Source organism: Mycobacterium sp. (genome assembly GCF_025933915.1).
Lineage (GTDB): Bacteria > Actinomycetota > Actinomycetes > Mycobacteriales > Mycobacteriaceae > Mycobacterium.
On sequence record NZ_JAICZA010000002.1, the window covers coordinates 50,571 to 70,654 of the forward strand.

Below are 20,084 nucleotides of genomic sequence, written 5' to 3' on the forward strand. Positions count from 1 at the left end.
CTCGTGTCCTTGCGCGGGCCTACCCCTGTCGGCGCCGAACCTCGGCCCGGAAGTAGGCGATCAGGGCCCACAGCCCGCTGAACAGCACGCCGATGAACCCCACCCCGGGGTACACGGCGAAGCCGGCGAGCAGGATCACTTGCACGCCCAGGTTGGCCCAGATGGCCCACGGTTTGCGCTGCACCCCGGCCATCAGGATCAGCAGTACGGCCAGGCCGACCAGGTAGGTCAGCGACGCCGTCGTCAGGCCGCCGCCGACCGCGCCCACCACCGGTATCGCCAGCAGCACCACGATGGCCTCGAGGATCAGCGTCAGAGCCATCACCGCGCCGAAGCTGCGCCAGGGGTCGGCCGGTGGCGTCGGGCCCGGCTCCTCGGGGTTCTGGGGTGGGTCCGGTTGGGTCATTGCGGATCACGCCCGAACAGGGTGCGCGCCGCGCCGGCGGTGACGACCGAACCGGTGATGACGATGCCGGTTCCGGAGAAGGCTTCGGCGTGCCCGTCGAGCGCGGCGTCGTCGACCAGCGCGGTCGCGACGTCGATGGCGTCGCGCAGGTTCTCGGCGGTGCTCACCCTGTCGGGTCCGAACCGCTCGCGCGCCGCCAAGGCCAGCGACTCGACGTCGAGCGCGCGCGGGGACCCGTTGTGGGTCACGACGACGGCGTCGAACACCGGCTGCAGGGCGGCGAGGATGCCGTCGACATCCTTGTCGGCGAGCACGCTGAGCACCCCGACGAGATAGCGGAAGTCGAACTCGCCGGCCAGCGTCTGGGCCAGCGCGACCGCACCGGCGGGATTGTGCGCGGCGTCGATGAACACCGTGGGCGCGCCACGCATCCGCTCCAGCCGGCCGGGGCTGGCGACGGCGGCGAATCCGGCGCGGACGGCCTCGACGTCGAGCTGACGCTGCGCGCCGGCGCCGAAGAACGCCTCGACCGCCGCCAGCGCCAGCGCGGCGTTGTGCGCCTGGTGTTCGCCGTGCAGCGGCAGGTAGACATCGGAATACACGCCGCCGAGTCCCTGCAGCGTCAGCACCTGTCCGCCGATGGCGACCTGGCGGCCCAGGACGGCGAACTCCGAGTCCTCGCGGGCCACCGCGGCATCGGCTTGCACGGTTTGGGCCAACAACACTTCCATCACTTCGGGCGCCTGGCGCGCGATGACCGCGACGGTGTCCGGTGCGCCCTCCGGCGCCCGGGTGATGATGCCGGCCTTCTCCCCGGCGATGCCGGCGAGATCGTCGCCCAGGTATTCGACGTGGTCGATGGCGATCGGGGTGATGACCGCGACCGGCGCGTTGATGACGTTGGTGGCATCCCAGCGTCCACCCATCCCCACCTCGACCACGGCGACGTCGACGGGGGCGTCGGCGAACGCGGCGAACGCCATCGCGGTCAGCACCTCGAACTTGCTCATCGACGGACCGCCGGCGGCGTGCGATTGCGCGTCGACAATCTGTACGAACGGCTCGATCTCGCGGTAGGTCGCCACGTAGTGCGCCGGGCTGATCGGCGTGGAATCGATCGAGATGCGTTCGACCGCCGACTGCAGGTGGGGGCTGGTGGTGCGCCCGGTGCGACGCTGTAGCGCGGTGATCAGCGCGTCGACCATGCGGGCCACCGAGGTCTTGCCGTTGGTGCCCGCGACGTGGATCGACGGGTAGGCGAGTTGCGGTGAACCCAAAAGGTCCATCAGCGCGCTGATGCGGGTCAGGCTCGGCTCGATTTTGGTCTCGGGCCAGCGTTGGTCCAGCAGATGCTCGACCTGCAGTAAGGACGCGATCTCGTCCGGGGTGGGAACCGCGCTGGGAACTTCGGCATCCTCAGCCCACTCGGGCGGCTCCGTCATTGCATCCCGGCTAGCCGCGCGTTGATCCGCTCGGTTTCTTCTTGGGCCAGGCGTTGACGGTCCCGGATCTTGTCGACGACGTTTTGCGGGGCCTTGCCCAAGAAGTCCTCGTTGGCCAATTTGGCGGTGGTCGACGCCAGCTCCTTGTGCGCAGCGGCCAGATCCTTTTCCAGTCGGCGACGCTCGGCGGCGACGTCGATGGTGCCGGAGGTGTCCAGTTCGACGACGACGGTGCCACCGCTGAGCCTGACTTCCACGGATGCCGACGGGCGGAATTGCGGCCCGGCGGCGGTGAGCCACGCCAGCGACGTCACCGCACTCACCTGGGTGCGCAGATCGGATTCCTCCACACCAGTCATCCGGGCCGGCACCTTCTGGCGGTCCGCCAGGCCTTGATCGCTGCGGAACCGGCGAACCTCGGTCACCAATTTCTGCATATCGGTAACTCGCTGTGCGGCAACCTGATCCAGGCTTATCCCGGACGACTGGGGCCAGTCGGCGATCACCAAAGTCTCCTTGCCGGTCAGCGCCTGCCACAGGGCCTCGGTGATGAACGGGATCACCGGGTGCAGCAGCCGCAGCAACGTGTCCAGCGTCGCCGCCAACACGGCCGTGGTGTGCGCGACCCCCTCGGCGAGTTGCGTCTTGGCCAATTCGACGTACCAGTCGCAGAATTCGTCCCATGCGAAGTGGTAGAGCGCCTCGCAGGCGCGGCTGAATTCGTAGTTGTCGAACGCCGAATCGACTTCCGCACGAACCTCTTCCAGGCGCCCGAGGATCCATCGGTCGGCGTCGGTGAGCTCGGTCGGCGGGGGCACGGGCGCGAGCTGAGCGCCGTTGAGGAGTGCGTAACGGGTGGCGTTGAACAGCTTGGTGCAGAAATTGCGCGACGCCCGGACGTGGTCCTCACCGATCGCCAGGTCGCCACCGGGGCTGGCGCCGCGGGCCAGCGTGAACCGCAGGGCATCGGCACCGAAGATTTCCACCCAGTCCAGCGGGTCGATGACGTTGCCCTTGGACTTGCTCATCTTGCGGCCGGACTCGTCGCGGATCAGCCCGTGCAAAAAGACATCGGTGAACGGCACCTGCGGGCCGCGTTGACCGTCCAGGGTGATGGCGTCGTCGTCACCGACGAAGGTCCCGAACATCATCATCCTGGCCACCCAGAAGAACAAGATGTCGTAACCGGTGACCAGAACGCTTGTCGGATAGAACTTTTCGAGCTCTGGGGTCTTCTCCGGCCAGCCCAAGGTGGAAAACGGCCACAGCGCAGAGGAGAACCAGGTGTCCAGGACGTCGGGGTCCTGCTCCCAGCCTTCTGGCGGCGTTTCGTCGGGGCCCACGCAGCGCTGTTCGCCGTCGGGCCCATACCAGATCGGGATGCGATGGCCCCACCACAGCTGCCGGGAGATGCACCAGTCGTGCATGTCGTCGACCCAGGCGAACCACCGCGGTTCCAGGCTGGCCGGGTGAATCACGGTGTCGCCGTTGCGCACCGCGTCACCGGCGGCCTTGGCCAGCGATTCCACCCGGACCCACCACTGCAGCGACAGCCGCGGCTCGATCGGCTCACCACTGCGCTCGGAGTGTCCGACGCTGTGCAGGTAGGGTCGCTTCTCCTCGACGATCCGACCTTCGGCCGCCAGGGCTTCGCGCACCGCGACCCGGGCCTGAAAACGGTCCATGCCGTCGAATTGCGTTCCGGTGTCGGTGATCCGCCCGCGGGTGTCCATGATCGAGATCATCGGCAGCTGATGACGCAGGCCGATCTCGAAGTCATTGGGGTCATGCGCGGGTGTGACTTTGACTGCGCCGGTGCCGAATTCGGGATCCACATGCTCGTCGGCGACCACGACGAGCTGACGGTCCACAAACGGGTGCGGCAGGCTGGTGCCGACCAGGTGACGGTAGCGATCGTCGTCGGGGTGCACCGCGATCGCGGTGTCGCCGAGCATCGTCTCCATCCGGGTGGTGGCGACCACGATGTGCGGTTGTGAGTCGTCCATCGAGCCGTACCGGAACGACACCAGTTCGCCCTCGACGTCAAGGTAGTTGACCTCGAGATCCGAGATCGCCGTCTCGAGAATCGGCGACCAGTTGACCAGCCGCTCCGCTTGATAGATCAAACCGGCGACGTAGAGCCGCTTGAAGATCGTGCGGACCGCCCGTGACAGGCCCTCGTCCATGGTGAACCGGTCGCGGCTCCAGTCCACCCCGTCGCCGAGCCGGCGCATCTGCCCACCGATGGCCCCGCCGGACTCGCGCTTCCAGTCCCACACCTTCTCGACGAACAGCTCCCGACCGAAGTCCTCCTTGGCCTTACCGTCGACCGCAAGCTGCTTTTCCACCACGCTCTGCGTGGCGATACCGGCGTGGTCCATGCCCGGCTGCCACAACACCTCATATCCCTGCATCCGCTTGCGGCGGGTCAGGGCGTCCATCATGGTGTGCTCCAGCGCATGGCCCATGTGCAGGCTGCCGGTCACGTTCGGCGGCGGCAGCACGATCGAGTAGCCGGGCTTGTGGCTGGCCGGGTCCGCCGCGAAGTACCCGGCATCCACCCACTTCTGGTAGATGGCGCTTTCGGCCGCAGCGGGGTCCCACGACTTGGGCAGGTCGGTGGCGGGGCTGCGGCTGGCGGTCACCCGTCAATTCTAGGGAGCGCTGTTTACCCCCATGTAAGTGCCCGAACCGTGAGCCGGGTCACTGTGCCAGCCGGTCAACCTGCAAGGACACACCCGCGGCGGGGAATCGGTCCAGCAGAGCGTCGCCCATCGCCGCCGCGGGCGTGAGGACGCCATGCAGGTCTGGGAGCTTGTCACGGTCGAATGCCAACGCGAGGCCGCACTCCCCCAGCAACACCGACGTCGCCTTGTAGCCGGGGTCGCCGCGTTGCTCCATGCGCGCCACGTACCGGGCGCCGGTGGTTGTGGTGGTGTAGGTCTCGATCCGGTAGTAGCCGCGCTCCCGCGCGGCCGGGCTGGGGCCGGTTCCGGGTTTGGGCACGATGCGCTCCACCAGCCGGCGCGGCAGCAGCCGGAAAAAGCGGCTGCCCAACCCGAAGGTTGCGGCGGCAGCCCCGCCCACCACAGCGGAGGCCACCGGTGCGATCGGCGAGGACCCCAGGCTCATGCTTTCGCTGTAGCGCAATTCACGCCCGTACGCCCAGTCCAGCAATGCATTGCTGCGCCGTACGATCCGCGTGTTGTAGGGCGCCATGACGAAACCCGCGGTCCACAGCCCACTCAGTTCCGGCGCGATCCGACGACCTCGACGCCACGGCAGGTCGGGCTGCGCCCCGATTTCAGGTTCGGCGCCGCGGTCGCTGCTCAGCGTGTATGGGTCGGCGAGTTGGCGCCGGACCTCGGGATCACGCGACGCGCTATCCAGCACCTCCAGCATCGATGCGACGGTGCCACCGGAAACCCCGCCGGAGAAGGAACGGACCACGAGGTCGGTGTCGACGAGCTCGCCGGCGCCGTCGTCACGCGCAGCACGGTAGAGCCCATACACGCTGAGGTCTGAAGGGACGGAATCGAATCCGCACGCGTGCACGATGCGGGCACCGGTGTCCGCGGCCTGCTTGTGGAATTGGTCGATGCTGTCGCGGACGAACATCGCCTCTCCGGTCAGATCGGCGTAGTCGGTTCCCGCGGCGGCGCAGGCGGCCACCAGCGGCAACCCGTAGCGGGTGTAGGGCCCGACCGTGGTGATGACGACTTGGGTGCGCGCCGCCATCTCGTTCAGCGTCGAGGGCGAGGAGGCGTCTGCGTTCAGGACGGGCCACGACTGCGCGGGTTCGCCCAGCGTGTCGCGGACGGCGCGCAATCGGTCGGGCGACCTGCCGGCCAGCGCGACCCGTTTGTCAGGTGCCGAGCTGGCCAGGTATTCGGCAGTGAGCTTGCCGACGAAGCCGGTCGCCCCGTACAGCACAATGTCGAATTCGCGCGGCGTTGCGGTCACGAGCCTGACGCTACCCGACGGCGGGGGCGGCGACGGCTGGAGCTAAGGAGTGCCGGGCACAGCGGCCCGGCACTCCTTTATGTGTGTCTGCGAAGCCGTCGATCAGCCGCGGCGTCCGCACACCGGCCAAGCGCCGATGCCCTGCGAATGCAGCACGTTCTCGGCAACCCGGATCTGCTCCTCGCGGCTCGCGCCGGACGGGGAGCCACTACCGCCGTTGGAATGCCAGGTGCTCGGGGTGAACTGCAGACCACCGGAGAAGCCGTTACCGGTGCTGATCCCCCAGTTGCCACCCGACTCGCACTGCGCGATGGCATCCCAGTTCACGCTGTACGCCCTAACGGGCGGAGGCGGCGGAACGTCCGGGCCCGGGGGCGGCGGAACGTTCGGGTCGAAACCCACGGGTGCCGGCGGCGGAGCGTCCGGGGCCGGAGGCGGAGGAGCGTCCGGAGCCGGCGCGTCCGGGGCCGGAGGCGCCTCCGGAGCCGGGGCGTCCGGGGCGGGCCCGGCGGCCGGCAGGTTCGGGTCGAAGACCGCTTCGTCTGCGTGGGCGGAGGCCGACGGGATGGTCACAAGCGTGCTCGTAACCGCGGCAAGCATGAGCGTCTTACGGACGTTCTTCAATATCTTTCCTTTCGCGGTGCGCGCGCCAAAGCAAGCCCACGCAGGTGGGCTGAAGGTGTTTGGTTGAATGCCTGCTTTGGAACGTGCCGTCTGGGTCAGGCACGACAGCGGCGGGCCAGGTCTGCCCGGCGGGTTTTCACCCACCGTCCACGGTCGGGCTCTCGCCGTCCGTAGCGCCGCTCACACGCGGGTCCGTGGATTCAATTTTTTTGATTACTCTTCCGTAACCCGTTGCGGGCTAACACGGACCGACCGTAGAAGACGCCGAGCCATTCGTCATCTTCGGAAATCGCGTATCTCGTTTCGGTAACGAGCCGATCACGCCGCGATCGCGACCCCATTCGTGCAGGTCACCGCGGACTTTTCGGCGACGGCACGCCGATCGCACGCACAAACAAATGGTGAGCCTAATCACCCATATTTTGTGAGCTGGCGCACGTTTATTTGGGGCGTTATTGCCGATTCGCCGCAGCCACAACGGATCCGCCGTCGCTTGCCATCGGGCCGGCGCAAGGTACCGCAAGTCGAGCCGTTTCTCAGGTCGCCACGCCAGATGAGCGAGCGTCAATCATTTCTGCGACGGATTATTGTGTCCCACAACATTATTAGCTAAGCACAGACTCGCCTAACCCCGAGTTGGCCGATTCGATGATGCGTATTACCTTTTCCGACAATGTCTTTCATTGAACATCGCACTGCGACAAAGCATTTCATGATCGGCCGGCTACGCATCACAACCCATCGGCGCCCACTCTAAACCCGTCAATGGGCGGCGCTCATCCGCACCTCGGGTTTCACGCAGTCGAAATTTGCCACGAAGACCACGGCCGCGTACCAGGGCGGCTCTTCACGGAGCCTCAAATCGCCGCAGCGCCAACAGATCACGGTGTCCCTTGGCGCAGTCGGCCTTTGCGAAAGTACTCAACAGATCGCCATGGGCAACGCGGGCCCATTAGGGACCCGATCGGCGCAGCGTCGGGCCTCAGGCCTGGAGTTGCGCCAGAGCGCGCAGGTCACTCTCCGAGTTGACGTTGGCCAGGAAACGCGATTCCGGCAGCACGATCTGCTGGGAGTCGGAGGCATCGATCAAGGCGCGCATCGAGCGGGCGCCGGCGCCGACCAGGCCGTCGATCCGCTCCGCCAGATCGGTCCGGTAGACCGCGGCGAGGTAGTGGCTGCGACCGTCCCACGGCAGCACGATTTCGGCGTCGGTCTCGGTCGCCAGCGCCACCAGGTCGTCGATCAATCCCGTTGACAGAAGCGGCATGTCGACGGCGCAGACGAAGGCGAACCGAGCGCCCGCCGCCGCGGCGGCACGCAGGCCGCCTCCGGTCGCCGGCAGTGGCCCCTGGCCGCGCACCTCGTCGCGAATCACATGCGCCTGCACCTCGGGTAGCGGTTGCCCCGGCGCGGCCATCACGAAGACCGGGTCGCAGCGTTGTGCGACGACGCCGGCGACGTACTCGAGAAGCGTGGTGGCCCCGCCGGGCGCCGGCAAGGTTGCCTTGTCACGGCCCATCCGCCGCGATTCGCCACCGGCCAGCACTATCCCCGCTAGCAACCCGGCCTGTTTCATTGTGTCGGGCACCTGCTTGTCCACGTCAGTCGACGGTCCAGGTGTCGCGGCCACGCAACAGCGATTGCAGCGCCGCGGAGTCGGACGGCTTCGCCGACTGGGCCGCCTGGACCTGCGAGCGCGCCGCGTCGTCGTAGGTGGGCCGGCTGACATCGCGGAAGATGCCCAGCACCGTGTGCTCGAGGTTCTGATCCGACAACCGCGACAGGGCGAAGGCGTAGGCCGAGTTGTCGCTGTGCGCGTCGTGCACCACGATCTCGTCAACCGACACGTCGGCGGTCTTGGCCACATCCAGGCCGAAGCCGGACTTCACCACGCAGTATTCGCCGTTGGCGCCGAACGTAATTGGCTCGCCGTGATGGACGCTGATGACCCGCTCCTCGGAGCCTTCCTTGCGCAGCGCGTCGAACGACCCGTCGTTGAAGATGGGGCAGTCTTGCAGGATTTCGACGACGGCGGCACCCCGATGGCCAGCGGCGCCGCGCAGCACCTCGGTCAGGCCGTTGCGGTCGGAGTCCAGCGCACGGCCGACGAAGGTCGCCTCGGCGCCGAGGGCCAACGACACCGGGTTGAAGGGGTGGTCGAGCGACCCCATCGGGGTCGACTTCGTGATTTTGCCGACCTCCGAGGTCGGCGAGTACTGCCCCTTGGTCAGCCCATAGATCCGGTTGTTGAACAGCAGGATGGTGATGTTGACGTTGCGGCGCAGCGTGTGGATCAGGTGGTTGCCTCCGATGGACAACGCGTCACCGTCACCCGTGACCACCCACACCGACAGGTCCTCGCGGGCCAGCGCCAGGCCGGTGGCGATGGCGGGCGCGCGGCCGTGGATCGAGTGAAACCCGTAGGTCTCGAGGTAGTACGGGAACCGGCTCGAGCAGCCGATACCGCTGATGAATACGATGTTCTCGCGGCGCAAGCCGAGGTCCGGCAGAAAGTTGCGGATAGTGTTGAGGATGACGTAGTCCCCGCAACCCGGGCACCAACGCACCTCCTGGTCACTGGTGAAGTCCTTGGACTTCTGGGGCTGGTCCTCAGCAGACAACGTGGGGACCCCGTCGTTCTTGGTCAACTTCGCGGTCACACCGAGGTCTTTGCCCGCCAAATTGCCGATCAGATCAGTCACGAGCGCCGCTCCTCCTCATCGCTTCGCTCTACGTTGGCACCGGCGCGAATCATGCGCTGGCTCCAACCGTTGCCGCCGCCATCCTGGCGACCATCGTCTTGTCGTTCTCGATTTCGGCCAATGTCCCGCCCAGCGCGGCGCGGATGACGCGACCGATCTCGTCGGCCAAAAATGCGACACCCTGCACCTTGCTGACCGATTGCACGTCCACCAGGTACTTGCCGCGCAGCACGAACGCCAGTTGGCCCAAGTTCATTTCGGGCGCCACCACCTGCGGGTAGCGCCGCAGCACCTCACCCAGGTTCGCCGGGAAGGGGTTCAGATAACGCAAGTGGGCGTGCGCCACCTTGATGCCTTTGCGCCGCGCGCGCCGGCAGGCTTCGCCGATCGGACCGTAGGAGCTGCCCCACCCGATCAGCAGTAGCTCCGCATCGCCGGTCGGATCGTCGACCTCCAGATCGGGAACGGAGATGCCGTCGATCTTGGCCTGGCGCAACCGCACCATGAGGTCGTGGTTGACCGGCTCGTAGGAGATGTCGCCCGAGCCGTTCGCCGCTTCCAGACCGCCGATACGGTGCTCAAGTCCCGGGGTGCCGGGGACGGCGAACTGCCGGGCCAGCGTCTCCGGGTCGCGGGCGTAAGGCTGGAACGGCTCGTCGGACTTGGCGAAGGTGTGTGTGATGCGCTGCAGCGTGCTGATGTCCGGAATGCGCCACGGCTCAGACCCGTTGGCGATTGCGCCATCGGACAACACGATCACCGGCGTGTGGTAGGAGACCGCGATGCGCGCCGCCTCGAGCGCCGTTTCAAAGCAGTCGGACGGTGACCGCGGCGCGATCACCGCAACCGGCGACTCGCCGTTGCGGCCGTACAACGCCTGCAGCAGGTCGGCCTGTTCGGTCTTGGTGGGCAGCCCGGTCGACGGACCGCCGCGCTGCACGTCGACGACGAGCAACGGCAGTTCGGTCATGACGGCCAGGCCGAGCGCCTCGGACTTGAGCGAAATGCCCGGCCCGGAGGTGGTGGTGACTCCCAGCGCGCCGCCGTACGAGGCGCCGATCGCCGCGCAGATGCCGCCGATTTCGTCTTCGGCTTGAAATGTGATGACGTTGAAGTTCTTGTGCTTGGACAGCTCGTGCAGGATGTCGGAGGCCGGGGTGATCGGGTAGCTGCCGAGCAGGACCGGGATGTCCGCCAGCTGACCAGCGGCGACGATGCCGTACGCCAGTGCGGTGTTGCCCGAGATCTGGCGGTATTCGCCCGTCGGCAGGGTCGCCCGGGACACCTCGTAGGTGGTGCCGAACGCCTCGGTCGTCTCGCCGTAGTTCCAGCCGGCCTTCAGCGCCAGCACGTTGGTCTCGGCGACCTCGGGCTTGCGGGCGAACTTCTCCCGGATGAATTTTTCGCTGGTTTCGATCGGCCGCCCGTACATCCACGACAGCAGCCCCAGCGCGAACATGTTCTTGGCGCGCTGGCCATCCTTCTTCGACGCGCCGATCGTTTCGACGGCCCCGAGCGTCAGCGTGGTCATCGCGACGGAATGCACGACATAGTCGGACAATTCGTCGGTCTCGAGCGGGTTGGTTACGTAACCCACCTTCGTCAGGTTGCGCTTGGTGAACTCGTCGGAGTTCGCGATCACCATGCCGCCGCGGGGCAAGTCACCGATATTGGACTTGAGCGCAGCCGGATTCATCGCGACGAGAACGTCGGGCCGGTCGCCGGCGGTCAAGATGTCGTAGTCGGCGATCTGAATTTGGAAGGACGAGACGCCGGGCAGAGTGCCTGCGGGGGCGCGAATCTCGGCGGGGTAGTTCGGCTGGGTCGCCAAGTCGTTTCCGAAAAGCGCTGCCTCCGAAGTGAACCGGTCACCGGTGAGCTGCATGCCGTCACCGGAGTCACCGGCGAAACGAATGACGACTTGTTCCAGGCGCTGACGGGCAGATCCGTTAGGGGAAGTCCCGTTCTGTGAGTCTGATCCGGCTCCGCTGCCGTTCGGATCCACGTCTTTGCCCTCCATTTGTTCACCGGACAGACAGTTCGCGCAGCTTCACGTTACGCGTCGGCGAAGGGAGCCTCCGGCCATCACGGTTTTATGTCACTGGCGGTACCAATTATGGCACTGATTTTGGGTGGGCATCGCCATCCCATCCCCGTTACACGCGGGCAAAAAATTACTAAAAGTCCAAGTCAGCCAGGTGACAGGCGTTCAGACCATACGAAACTGTGTTGTTGGTCACGTCTTGGACGTTAGCTACTGTTGCCGATACCGAGTCGGCCTCCGATTGCCACATTTTCGGCGTCCCGACGAACCGCGGATCACGTCACGCCGTCGCGGGCGTGCTGGGGCGCTCCAGGATCTGGTTAGGCGCTTTTGTCGCGACGCTCGGTGCGCGACGGCTTGCGCGGCACGATCGTCGGCAACACGTTGTCCTGCACGGTCTCCTTGGTCACCACGACCTTGGCGACGTCGTCGCGGCTCGGGATGTCATACATCACGGGCAGCAGGACTTCTTCCATGATCGCGCGCAGGCCACGAGCTCCGGTGCCGCGGTGGATCGCCTGATCGGCGATCGCTTCCAGCGCGTCGTCGGTGAACTCGAGCTCCACACCATCCATCTCGAACAGCCGGAGGTACTGCTTGACCAGTGCGTTCTTCGGCTCGGACAGGATCTTGACCAGCGACTCGCGGTCCAGATTGGTGACCGAGGCGACCACCGGCAGCCGGCCGATGAACTCGGGGATCAGGCCGAACTTGATCAAGTCTTCGGGCATGACGTCGGCGAATTGATCGGTGGTGTCGATCTCGGCCTTGGAGTGCACCTCAGCGCCGAAGCCCAGGCCCCGCTTGCCGACGCGCTCGTAGATGATCTTCTCCAGGCCGGCGAACGCCCCGGCGACGATGAACAACACGTTGGTGGTATCGATCTGGATGAACTCTTGGTGCGGGTGCTTGCGGCCGCCCTGCGGGGGAACCGACGCCTGCGTGCCCTCCAGGATCTTCAGCAGGGCCTGCTGCACGCCCTCCCCGGAGACGTCGCGGGTGATCGACGGGTTCTCGCTCTTGCGGGCGATCTTGTCGACCTCGTCGATGTAGATGATGCCCGTCTCGGCGCGCTTGACGTCGTAGTCGGCGGCCTGGATCAGCTTGAGCAGGATGTTCTCGACGTCCTCACCCACGTAGCCGGCTTCGGTCAGCGCGGTGGCATCGGCGATGGCGAACGGGACGTTGAGCATCTTGGCGAGCGTCTGGGCCAGGTAGGTCTTGCCGCATCCGGTCGGTCCGAGCATCAAGATGTTGGACTTGGTCAGCTCGACCGGCTCGTGCCGTGAGTCCCGGCCCTTTTCACCGGCCTGAATCCGCTTGTAGTGGTTGTAGACGGCCACCGCCAGCGTCCGCTTGGCGGTGTCCTGCCCGATGACGTAGCCCTCGAGGAACTCCCGGATCTCCATCGGCTTGGGGAGTTCGTCGAGTTTCACGTCGTCGGCGTCGGCGAGCTCCTCTTCGATGATCTCGTTGCAGAGATCGATGCACTCATCGCAGATGTACACACCGGGGCCGGCAATGAGCTTCTTCACCTGCTTCTGGCTCTTCCCACAGAACGAGCACTTCAGCAGGTCCCCGCCGTCTCCGATGCGCGCCATGGTGCTGAGGGCCTACTTCCTATTCGCCGTTGGTCTTCCCTGTCCCCGCATGTATTCACCGACGCTACCCGCTTGATCGGGCCCGCCGCGACCATAAACGCCGAATCGCGCCCATGGTATTTGCGGGAGCTCATGCCTCATTCCCTATGGAGGAAAGATATAGGCAGACGGTGCCCGTCACTCGCGAACGACGCGCTTTGCGTGTCTTTGGCGTGTCGCGGTTGTAATGCGATCGAGTCTGGCGGCCGTCAAACCCTGCCTCCGGTGGAGGTGTCGACCCAACCCGAACGATCACACGAGGACCGGGCGCACCCCCAGAAATCACCCTACCGTGGCCACGTGGTCGGCCGTGAGCTTTGCCCGGCCCGGCGCAGCCGTGGTGCTCGATGGCGGCTTGGCCCCGGCGATATCGCGGAGGTGGGCAACCTGCTGCGCCGAACGGGTAATCAGCGCGAAAAATAGGCCGGCGAAAAATCGCCGTGAGTGCACGTTCGGCGAACGACCTGTGGGGCTAGGCGGATTGCGCCGACAGCTTCCGGTACTCCAGCACGGTGTCGATGATCCCGTAGTCCTTGGCCTCTTCGGCGGTCAGGATCTTGTCGCGGTCGGTGTCCTTGCGGACCGTCGCGGCGTCCTTACCGGTGTGGCGCGCCAACGTGGTCTCCATCAGGGTGCGCATCCGCTCGATTTCGGCGGCCTGGATTTCCAGATCGGAGAACTGTCCCTGGATCACGCCCTGTAGCGAAGGCTGGTGGATCAGCACCCGAGCGTTGGGCAGTGCCATCCTCTTGCCGGGGGTCCCGGCGGCCAACAGCACCGCCGCCGCCGAGGCGGCCTGTCCCAGGCACACCGTCTGAATGTCGGCTCGCACGTATTGCATGGTGTCGTAAATCGCCATCAGCGAGGTGAATCCGCCACCGGGCGAGTTGATGTACATGGTGATGTCGCGGTCGGGGTCCAACGACTCGAGGACCAGCAGCTGCGCCATGATGTCGTTCGCCGACGCGTCGTCCACCTGGACGCCGAGGAAGATGATGCGTTCCTCGAACAACTTGTTGTAGGGATTGGATTCCTTGATCCCAAAGCTGGAGTGCTCGATGAACGACGGCAGGATGTAGCGCGCCTGAGGCTGGGTTTCGGGGTTCACTGGGCTTCTCCATTGGTGATGTGGGCGGCGCGGGTGATGATGTGGTCGACGAAGCCGTATTCCAGGGCTTCCGGCGCGGTGAACCAGCGGTCGCGGTCGGAATCCGCCTCGATGCGTTCGATCGACTGGCCGGTGAATTCGGCGTTCAGCCGGAACATCTCCTTCTTGATGACCGTGAACTGCTCGGCCTGGATGGCGATGTCGGCGGCGCTGCCGGTCACCCCGCCGAGCGGCTGGTGCATCAGGATGCGGGCGTGCGGCAGCGCGTAACGCTTGCCCTTGGTGCCCGCCGCCAACAAGAACTCACCCATCGAGGCGGCCATCCCCATCGCGTAGGTGGCGATGTCGCACGGCGCCAGGACCATGGTGTCGTAGATCGCCATTCCGGCGCTGATCGATCCACCGGGCGAGTTGATGTACAGCGAAATGTCCCTGGTGGCGTCCTCGGCGGCGAGCAGCAGAATCTGCGCGCACAAGCGATTGGCGATTTCGTCGCTCACCTCCGAACCCAGGAAGATGATGCGCTCGGACAGCAAGCGCTCATAGACGGAGTCCGTGAGGTTGAGACCCTGCGAGTTTGAACGCATGTCAGTCACGACCGGGTTACCTGCTTTCTCGAGATCTGTCTTCACCGACACTAACCAACCGAGCTTGCCGTTTCGCGGCCACGCACCCCTGAAACGGGCGCGTTCGCTCACAGCGTCATAGCGCGGTCACTCCTCGGCGTCAGCCTCCGGCGTCGATTTGTCGGCCTCCTCCGCCTCGCCAGCCGGCTCGGCTGCGTCAGCCTCCGGCGCCGAATTGTCGGCCTCCTCCGCCTCGCCAGCCGGCTCGGCTGCGTCAGCCTCCGCACGCTTGCCGAAGAATTCGTCGGTGTCGACGGTGTTTCCGGCGGTGTCGGTGACCGTCGCCGCTCGGATCACCTCGGCGATGGCCAGCGCCCGGCGCACATCGGCGAACATGGCCGGCAGCTGGTTGTTCTCCTGAAGATAGGCCAACAGCTGCTGGGGCTCGATGCCGTACTGGCGGGACGTCGCCACCAGCCGCTCGGTGAGGTCGTCCTGGCCGACCTGGACCTGCAGCTCGTCGGCCAGCGCGTCGAGCAGCAGCTGCCTTTTGACGTCCGTCTCGGCGGCGGTGCGGGTCTCGGTCTCGAACTCCTCGCGAGACTTTCCCTGCCCGGCAAGCACTTCCTCGAGCTTGGATTCGTCGTGGTCGAGGCCGTGCAGCGCGTTATGGATGGCGCTGTCGACCTGAGCCTTCACGATCGTTTCGGGCAGCGGGATGTCGACCTGCTCGAGCAACGTGTCGATGGCCGCGTCGCGAACGCTTTCGGCTTGCTGAGCGCGCTTGGTCTGCCCGACCTGGTCGCGCAGGTTCGACCGCAGCTCCTCGATGGTGTCGAACTCGCTGGCCAATTGGGCGAACTCGTCGTCGGGCTCGGGCAGCTCGCGCTGCTTGACCGACTTAACCGTGACCGTCACCTGCGCGTCTTGCCCCGCGTGCTCGCCCGTCGCCAACTGCGCGGTGAACTCGCGGGATTCATCGACCGACAGACCGGCCAGCGCCTCGTCGAGGCCCGCGATGAGCCGGCCCGAGCCGACCTCGTGGGACAGCCCCTGCGCGGCGGCACCCGGAACCTCTTCGCCGTTGATCGTGGCCGACAAGTCGATGGAGACGAAGTCGCCATCGGCGACCGGGCGCTCCACCCCGGTCAGGGTGCCGAATCGGGCGCGCAGAGACTGCAGCTCGGCGTCGACGTCGTCGTCGCTGACCTCGATCGGATCCACCGAGATGGTCAGGGAGCCTGGGTCGGGCAGGGTGAGATTGGGGCGGATGTCGACCTCGGCGGTGAACGCCAGCTCCTCGCCGTACTCCTTCTTGGTGACCTCGATCTCGGGCTGGCCCAGCGGGTGCACCTCCGACTCGGCGACCGCCTGTCCGTACCGCGCGGGCAGCGCCTCGTTGACGACCTGATCGAGCATGGCCTCCCGGCCGAAACGGGCCTCCAGCAACTTCGCTGGCGCCTTGCCCGGCCGGAAGCCGGGCAGGCGCACCTGCCTGGCCAACTCTTTGTAGGCACGCTGGAAGTCGGGCTCGAGTTCTGAGAAGGGGACCTCCACATTGATGCGCACCCGGGTGGGGCTCAACTGCTCGACGGTGCTCTTCACGGATGCGCTCCTCGGTACTCGTTCCTGGCGGTCGGTGGCCCGCGCGCAGCGCAGGCCGGTCGTGCTGGTCGGGGTGACAGGATTTGAACCTGCGGCCTTCCGCTCCCAAAGCGGATGCGCTACCAAGCTGCGCTACACCCCGCGCTGACCTCGATGATCCTAAGGCCCCGCAAAGCCGGGTCCGTCACAGGCTTGGCAGCGACCTCGCGGACCTCACGGAGTGATCACAAGGCCGCGTCGATTAGATTTGACCTTGGTCGCCAGCTACAGTCACGCTCGACTAATACATGCGGGCGTAGCTCAATGGTAGAGCCCTAGTCTTCCAAACTAGCTACGCGGGTTCGATTCCCGTCGCCCGCTCGGGCTAGCTATCTGCTCGATAGAGAGGCGCCATGAGCGACCTGACGACGGACGCGTCGATCCATGGCTCATGCGCGTCGGACTTCGTCGGGGTTCGCGACGCGTTCGAGCGCAATTTCACGCTGGGCGACGAAATCGGCGCGGCCGTCGCGGTGTGGGTGGACGGGTCTCTCGTCGTCAATCTGTGGGGTGGTTGGGCCGACGCCGCCCATACCCGGCCCTGGCAGCAGAACACCCTCACCACGGTGTTGTCCGGCACCAAGGGCCTGTCGGCCACCTGCGTGCATCAGCTGGCCGACCGCGGCGAGCTGGACCTGCAGGCCCCGGTGGCCCACTACTGGCCCGAGTTCGCCCAGGCGGGCAAACAGGACATCACGCTCGCGATGGTGATGAGCCACCGCTCCGGCGTGATCGGCCCGCGCACCCGGATGCGTTGGGAACAGGTCGCGGATTGGAACTTCGTCTGCGAACAGCTGGCCGCCGCCGAGCCGTGGTGGGAGCCGGGCACCGCCCAGGGCTACCACATGACCACCTTCGGTTTCATCATGGGCGAGGTGTTCCGCCGGGTCACGGGCCGCACGATCGGCCAGTACCTGCGCACCGAGATCGCCGAACCGTTCGGCGCCGACGTCCACATCGGGTTGCCGCTGGCCGAACAGCACCGCTGCGCCGAGCGGATCAACAAGCCGCACGCGCGGGACCTGCTGGCCGACGCGAAGGCCCCCGGCTACCCGACCAGCCTGGCCGAGCACCCGAAGGCGGGGCTGTCCATCTCGATGGGGTTCGCCCCCGACGACGAACTCGGCTCACACGACCTGAGTCTGTGGCGCGAACTCGAGTTCCCCGGCACCAACGGGCAGGTGTCGGCGCTGGGGCTGGCGACGTTCTACAACGCGCTCGCCCAGGAGAAGGTGCTCAGCCGCGAGCACATGGACCTGGTGCGGGTCTGTCAGGGTGGGCTGGACACCGATCTGGTACTGGGGCCTCGGGTCGCCGACCACGGCTGGGGTCTCGGGTACATGCTCAACCAGCGGTGCGTTAACGGACCCAACCCGAAGATCTTCGGCCACGGCGGGCTGGGCGGCTCGTTCGGGTTCGTCGATCTCGAGCACCGCATCGGCTATGCCTATGTGGCGAATCACTTCGACCCCACCAAGGCCAACGCGGACCCGCGCAGCCTGGTCCTCAGTAACGAGGTCTACTCCGTGCTCGGTGTCATCTAGCGAAGGCGTCAGTGGCCGCCGCCTCCGCCGCCGTGTCCGCCACCGCCAGGTCCACCGGGCCCACCGGGTCCACCCAGTCCACCGGATCCCCCCGGGCCGATGTACGGATTAGGTCCGGGTCCGCGCCAGTTGTCGTGGCAGTGCCCGGCGTCCCAGTTGTCGCCCCAGCCGGGATCCCAGAAATCCCCAGGGCACCATCGCGGGAAGGGGCCGGGCTGCGCCTGCGCGTCGGACGCGAAGCCCAGCCCTGCCAGACCGAGGCCTGCTATCGCGGAAATCGTTGCAGCTGATCGAGCGAAAGTCCTCATGAAGACAGCAATGCCCGCGCCGATTGAATTCAAACCGGAGACGCCGACACTTTCGCCGTCATTTCTGGCACGTCGGGCACCAGAACACGTTGCGGCCCTCCAGCACGGTCGTGCGGATCGGGTCTCCGCACACGCGGCAGGGTTCGCCGGCACGCCGGTAGGCGTAGGTGCGGGGCCGGTCGGGGCGATACGGCGGCGCGCCGTGATCGTGTTCGGGCCGCATCACGACGATCTGGCCGCGGCGCAAGCCCACCTTCATCAGCGCAACCAGATCGGTCCAGGCCCCCTCGAACTCGGCCTCACCGACGTCGCGGCCCGGGCGGAACGGGTCGATGCCGTGGCGGAACAGCAACTCGCTGCGGTACACGTTGCCCACGCCGGCCATGACGGTCTGATCCATCAACAGCGCGCCAATAGGTCTGCGAGACTTGGCAATCCGTTTCCACGCCCATGACGGATCGGCGTCGTCGCGCAACGGGTCGGGACCCAGCCGGGCCAGAACGTCGCTGACCCGTCCTTCGTCGATGACTTCGCACACCGTCGGGCCGCGCAGGTCCGTGCCGTAGTCGGCGCCGATCATGCGCATCCGCACTTGCCCGACCGCATCGGGAAACGACCCGTCGCCGGGACGTTCCCATTCGGTGAAGGCGCCGTACAGGCCGAGATGCACGTGCACGATCGGGCCGCCGGCGTAGTGATGAAATAGGTGTTTACCCCAGGCACTCGTGCGCTGCAGCACCCGGCCGTCGACCGCCACGGCGGAATCAGCGAAGCGGCCCTGCGGGCTGGACACCGCCACGGGCGTGCCGGCATAGCGGCGTTGGTGCAGCCGGGCCAGCCGGTGCAGGGTATGCCCTTCGGGCATGTGCGGACCCTTCCGGCCTCAACCCGCCGCGCCGGGTACCGGCGGGGCTTGGTGGGTGCGTTCGTATTCGGCGAGGATGTCGATACGCCGTTGGTGGCGTTCGGCTTTCGACCACGGCGTGGTCACGAAAGCATCGACGATGGCCAGCGCCTCCGCCACGGTGTGCATGCGACCGCCGATGCCGATCAGCTGGGCGTTGTTGTGTTCACGGGCCAGCGCCGCGGTTTCGACGCTCCAGGCCAGCGCGCACCGGGCGCCGGGAACCTTGTTGGCGGCGATCTGCTCGCCGTTGCCCGACCCGCCCAGCACGATGCCCAAGCTGTCCGGGTCGGCCACCGTGCGGGTCGCGGCGGCGATGCAGAACGTCGGGTAGTCGTCGTCGGCGTCATAGCTGAAGGCGCCGCAGTCGATCGGCTCGTGGCCGGACTTTTCGAGGTGCTCGATGATCTGCTGCTTGAGCTCGAATCCGGCGTGGTCAGAGCCGAGGTAGACGCGCATGCCCGCAATCCTTACACAGGCGCGCGGCCCGGCCGGGTGGGGCGGGTCACCGCCCTACCGCTCAGTCGAATTCGGGCTTTTCGGTGCGGCTGCGCTTGAGCTCGAAGAAGTGCGGGTAGGACGCGAAGGCCACCGACGCGTCCCACAACTTGCCCGCTTCCTCGCCGCGCGGGATCTTGGAGAGCACCGGTCCGAAGAACGCCACATCGTTGACGTGGATGGTCGGTGTACCGACATCATCGCCGACCGCGTCCATCCCGGCGTGGTGGCTCGTGCGCACCGCTTCGTCGTAGGCATCGCTGTCGGCCGCCGCGGCCAGGTCCGCCGGCAGTCCGGCGTCATCCAGCGCGAGCTTGATCACTTCCTCGAGCTCTTTGTTGCCCTCGTTGTGGATTCGGGTCCCCATCGCGGTGTACAGCGGCCCCAGCACCTCCGCGCCGTGCGCCTGCTCGGCAGCGATCGCCACCCGCACCGGACCCCAGGCCCGCTTCATGTTCTCACGGTAGTTCTCCGGCAGGTCTTCGCGGTTTTCGTTGAGCACCGCCAGGCTCATCACGTGGAAGTTCACCTCGATGTCGCGCACCTTTTCCACCTCGAGGATCCAGCGCGAGGTGATCCACGCCCACGGGCACAGGGGATCGAACCAGAAATCGGCTTTGTTCTTCGCGGGCGCCTGGTCAGCCATGGCGGGTCCTCTCGTCGGTGGAAAGTCTGATGTGCACAACCGTAG

General features: G+C 66.4%; 16 protein-coding genes and 2 tRNA genes. 2 read left to right on the top strand and 16 right to left on the bottom strand.

What is annotated here, in order from left to right; all coding sequences use genetic code 11:
• Window positions 1–19 precede the first annotated feature (19 nt).
• The 13 genes from Q0W90_RS00490 to Q0W90_RS00550 all read right to left on the bottom strand — a co-directional run bounded on the left by Q0W90_RS00490 (window position 20) and on the right by Q0W90_RS00550 (window position 16,242).
• Window positions 20–406, bottom strand: coding sequence for a DUF4233 domain-containing protein (locus Q0W90_RS00490; RefSeq protein WP_297595387.1), 387 nt, complete (start codon window positions 404–406; stop codon window positions 20–22).
• On the bottom strand, window positions 403–1,848 hold the full coding sequence (locus Q0W90_RS00495) for a folylpolyglutamate synthase/dihydrofolate synthase family protein (RefSeq protein WP_297595389.1): 1,446 nt from the start codon (window positions 1,846–1,848) through the stop codon (window positions 403–405). The genes Q0W90_RS00490 and Q0W90_RS00495 overlap by 4 nt, the downstream gene beginning before the upstream one ends.
• On the bottom strand, window positions 1,845–4,493 hold the full coding sequence (locus tag Q0W90_RS00500) for a valine--tRNA ligase (RefSeq protein WP_297772604.1): 2,649 nt from the start codon (window positions 4,491–4,493) through the stop codon (window positions 1,845–1,847). The genes Q0W90_RS00495 and Q0W90_RS00500 overlap by 4 nt, the downstream gene beginning before the upstream one ends.
• Window positions 4,494–4,551: 58 nt before the next feature.
• Window positions 4,552–5,811: a trans-acting enoyl reductase family protein gene (locus Q0W90_RS00505; RefSeq protein WP_297595395.1), complete on the bottom strand. Its 1,260-nt coding sequence runs from the start codon at window positions 5,809–5,811 to the stop codon at window positions 4,552–4,554.
• A gap of 102 nt (window positions 5,812–5,913) precedes the next feature.
• The gene (locus Q0W90_RS00510) at window positions 5,914–6,435 is read right to left on the bottom strand and encodes a transglycosylase family protein (protein WP_297595397.1); all 522 of its coding nucleotides are present in this window, start codon (window positions 6,433–6,435) and stop codon (window positions 5,914–5,916) included.
• A 982-nt stretch (window positions 6,436–7,417) separates the two neighbouring features.
• A complete protein-coding gene (mobA, locus tag Q0W90_RS00515) occupies window positions 7,418–8,011 on the bottom strand; it encodes a molybdenum cofactor guanylyltransferase (protein WP_297595403.1) in 594 nt (197 codons plus the stop codon).
• A 25-nt stretch (window positions 8,012–8,036) separates the two neighbouring features.
• Entirely contained in the window at window positions 8,037–9,137 is a 1,101-nt protein-coding gene (locus tag Q0W90_RS00520) for a 2-oxoacid:ferredoxin oxidoreductase subunit beta (RefSeq protein WP_297595399.1), read from the bottom strand.
• Between the two features lie 49 nt (window positions 9,138–9,186).
• Window positions 9,187–11,142 (bottom strand): 2-oxoacid:acceptor oxidoreductase subunit alpha, encoded by a 1,956-nt coding sequence (locus Q0W90_RS00525; protein ID WP_297595405.1) that lies wholly within the window; start codon window positions 11,140–11,142, stop codon window positions 9,187–9,189.
• A gap of 359 nt (window positions 11,143–11,501) precedes the next feature.
• The gene (clpX, locus tag Q0W90_RS00530) at window positions 11,502–12,782 is read right to left on the bottom strand and encodes an ATP-dependent Clp protease ATP-binding subunit ClpX (RefSeq protein WP_297697631.1); all 1,281 of its coding nucleotides are present in this window, start codon (window positions 12,780–12,782) and stop codon (window positions 11,502–11,504) included.
• Between the two features lie 511 nt (window positions 12,783–13,293).
• A complete protein-coding gene (gene clpP2 / locus Q0W90_RS00535) occupies window positions 13,294–13,929 on the bottom strand; it encodes an ATP-dependent CLP protease proteolytic subunit ClpP2 (protein ID WP_067171181.1) in 636 nt (211 codons plus the stop codon).
• Window positions 13,926–14,516, bottom strand: a complete 591-nt coding sequence (gene clpP1, locus Q0W90_RS00540) for an ATP-dependent CLP protease proteolytic subunit ClpP1 (RefSeq protein ID WP_297592592.1) — start codon at window positions 14,514–14,516, stop codon at window positions 13,926–13,928. The genes clpP2 and clpP1 overlap by 4 nt, the downstream gene beginning before the upstream one ends.
• 126 nt (window positions 14,517–14,642) lie before the next feature.
• The gene (gene tig / locus Q0W90_RS00545; RefSeq protein ID WP_297592573.1) at window positions 14,643–16,100 is read right to left on the bottom strand and encodes a trigger factor; all 1,458 of its coding nucleotides are present in this window, start codon (window positions 16,098–16,100) and stop codon (window positions 14,643–14,645) included.
• Between the two features lie 65 nt (window positions 16,101–16,165).
• Window positions 16,166–16,242: transfer RNA gene (locus Q0W90_RS00550), tRNA-Pro, on the bottom strand.
• A 147-nt stretch (window positions 16,243–16,389) separates the two neighbouring features.
• Between Q0W90_RS00550 and Q0W90_RS00555 the strand changes: the two genes are divergently transcribed.
• Both Q0W90_RS00555 and Q0W90_RS00560 read left to right on the top strand, forming a co-directional pair.
• Window positions 16,390–16,460: transfer RNA gene (locus tag Q0W90_RS00555), tRNA-Gly, on the top strand.
• Window positions 16,461–16,492: 32 nt separating this feature from the next.
• Window positions 16,493–17,683 carry a serine hydrolase domain-containing protein gene (locus Q0W90_RS00560; RefSeq protein WP_297592571.1) on the top strand — a complete coding sequence of 397 codons (1,191 nt, stop codon included), beginning with the start codon at window positions 16,493–16,495 and terminating at the stop codon, window positions 17,681–17,683.
• A gap of 366 nt (window positions 17,684–18,049) precedes the next feature.
• Here Q0W90_RS00560 and Q0W90_RS00565 read toward each other — a convergent pair whose 3' ends face one another.
• From Q0W90_RS00565 to Q0W90_RS00575, 3 genes are all read right to left on the bottom strand, one after another.
• Complete coding sequence (locus Q0W90_RS00565; protein WP_297772611.1) at window positions 18,050–18,856, bottom strand: Fpg/Nei family DNA glycosylase; 807 nt, start codon at window positions 18,854–18,856, stop codon at window positions 18,050–18,052.
• Window positions 18,857–18,874: 18 nt separating this feature from the next.
• Entirely contained in the window at window positions 18,875–19,354 is a 480-nt protein-coding gene (locus tag Q0W90_RS00570; protein WP_297592567.1) for a ribose-5-phosphate isomerase, read from the bottom strand.
• 61 nt (window positions 19,355–19,415) lie between these two features.
• The gene (locus tag Q0W90_RS00575) at window positions 19,416–20,039 is read right to left on the bottom strand and encodes a DsbA family protein (protein WP_297772616.1); all 624 of its coding nucleotides are present in this window, start codon (window positions 20,037–20,039) and stop codon (window positions 19,416–19,418) included.
• Window positions 20,040–20,084: the final 45 nt, after the last annotated feature.

Excerpts from the sequence above, each read along its gene's own strand:
- Q0W90_RS00490 (WP_297595387.1), bottom strand. The coding sequence starts at position 406 with ATGACCCAACCGGACCCACCCCAGAACCCCGAGGAGCCGGGCCCGACG.
- Q0W90_RS00495 (WP_297595389.1), bottom strand. The coding sequence starts at position 1,848 with ATGACGGAGCCGCCCGAGTGGGCTGAGGATGCCGAAGTTCCCAGCGCG.
- mobA (WP_297595403.1), bottom strand. The coding sequence starts at position 8,011 with ATGAAACAGGCCGGGTTGCTAGCGGGGATAGTGCTGGCCGGTGGCGAA.
- clpX (WP_297697631.1), bottom strand. The coding sequence starts at position 12,782 with ATGGCGCGCATCGGAGACGGCGGGGACCTGCTGAAGTGCTCGTTCTGT.
- clpP1 (WP_297592592.1), bottom strand. The coding sequence starts at position 14,516 with ATGCGTTCAAACTCGCAGGGTCTCAACCTCACGGACTCCGTCTATGAG.
- Q0W90_RS00560 (WP_297592571.1), top strand. The coding sequence starts at position 16,493 with ATGAGCGACCTGACGACGGACGCGTCGATCCATGGCTCATGCGCGTCG.
- Q0W90_RS00565 (WP_297772611.1), bottom strand. The coding sequence starts at position 18,856 with ATGCCCGAAGGGCATACCCTGCACCGGCTGGCCCGGCTGCACCAACGC.
- Q0W90_RS00570 (WP_297592567.1), bottom strand. The coding sequence starts at position 19,354 with ATGCGCGTCTACCTCGGCTCTGACCACGCCGGATTCGAGCTCAAGCAG.
- Q0W90_RS00575 (WP_297772616.1), bottom strand. The coding sequence starts at position 20,039 with ATGGCTGACCAGGCGCCCGCGAAGAACAAAGCCGATTTCTGGTTCGAT.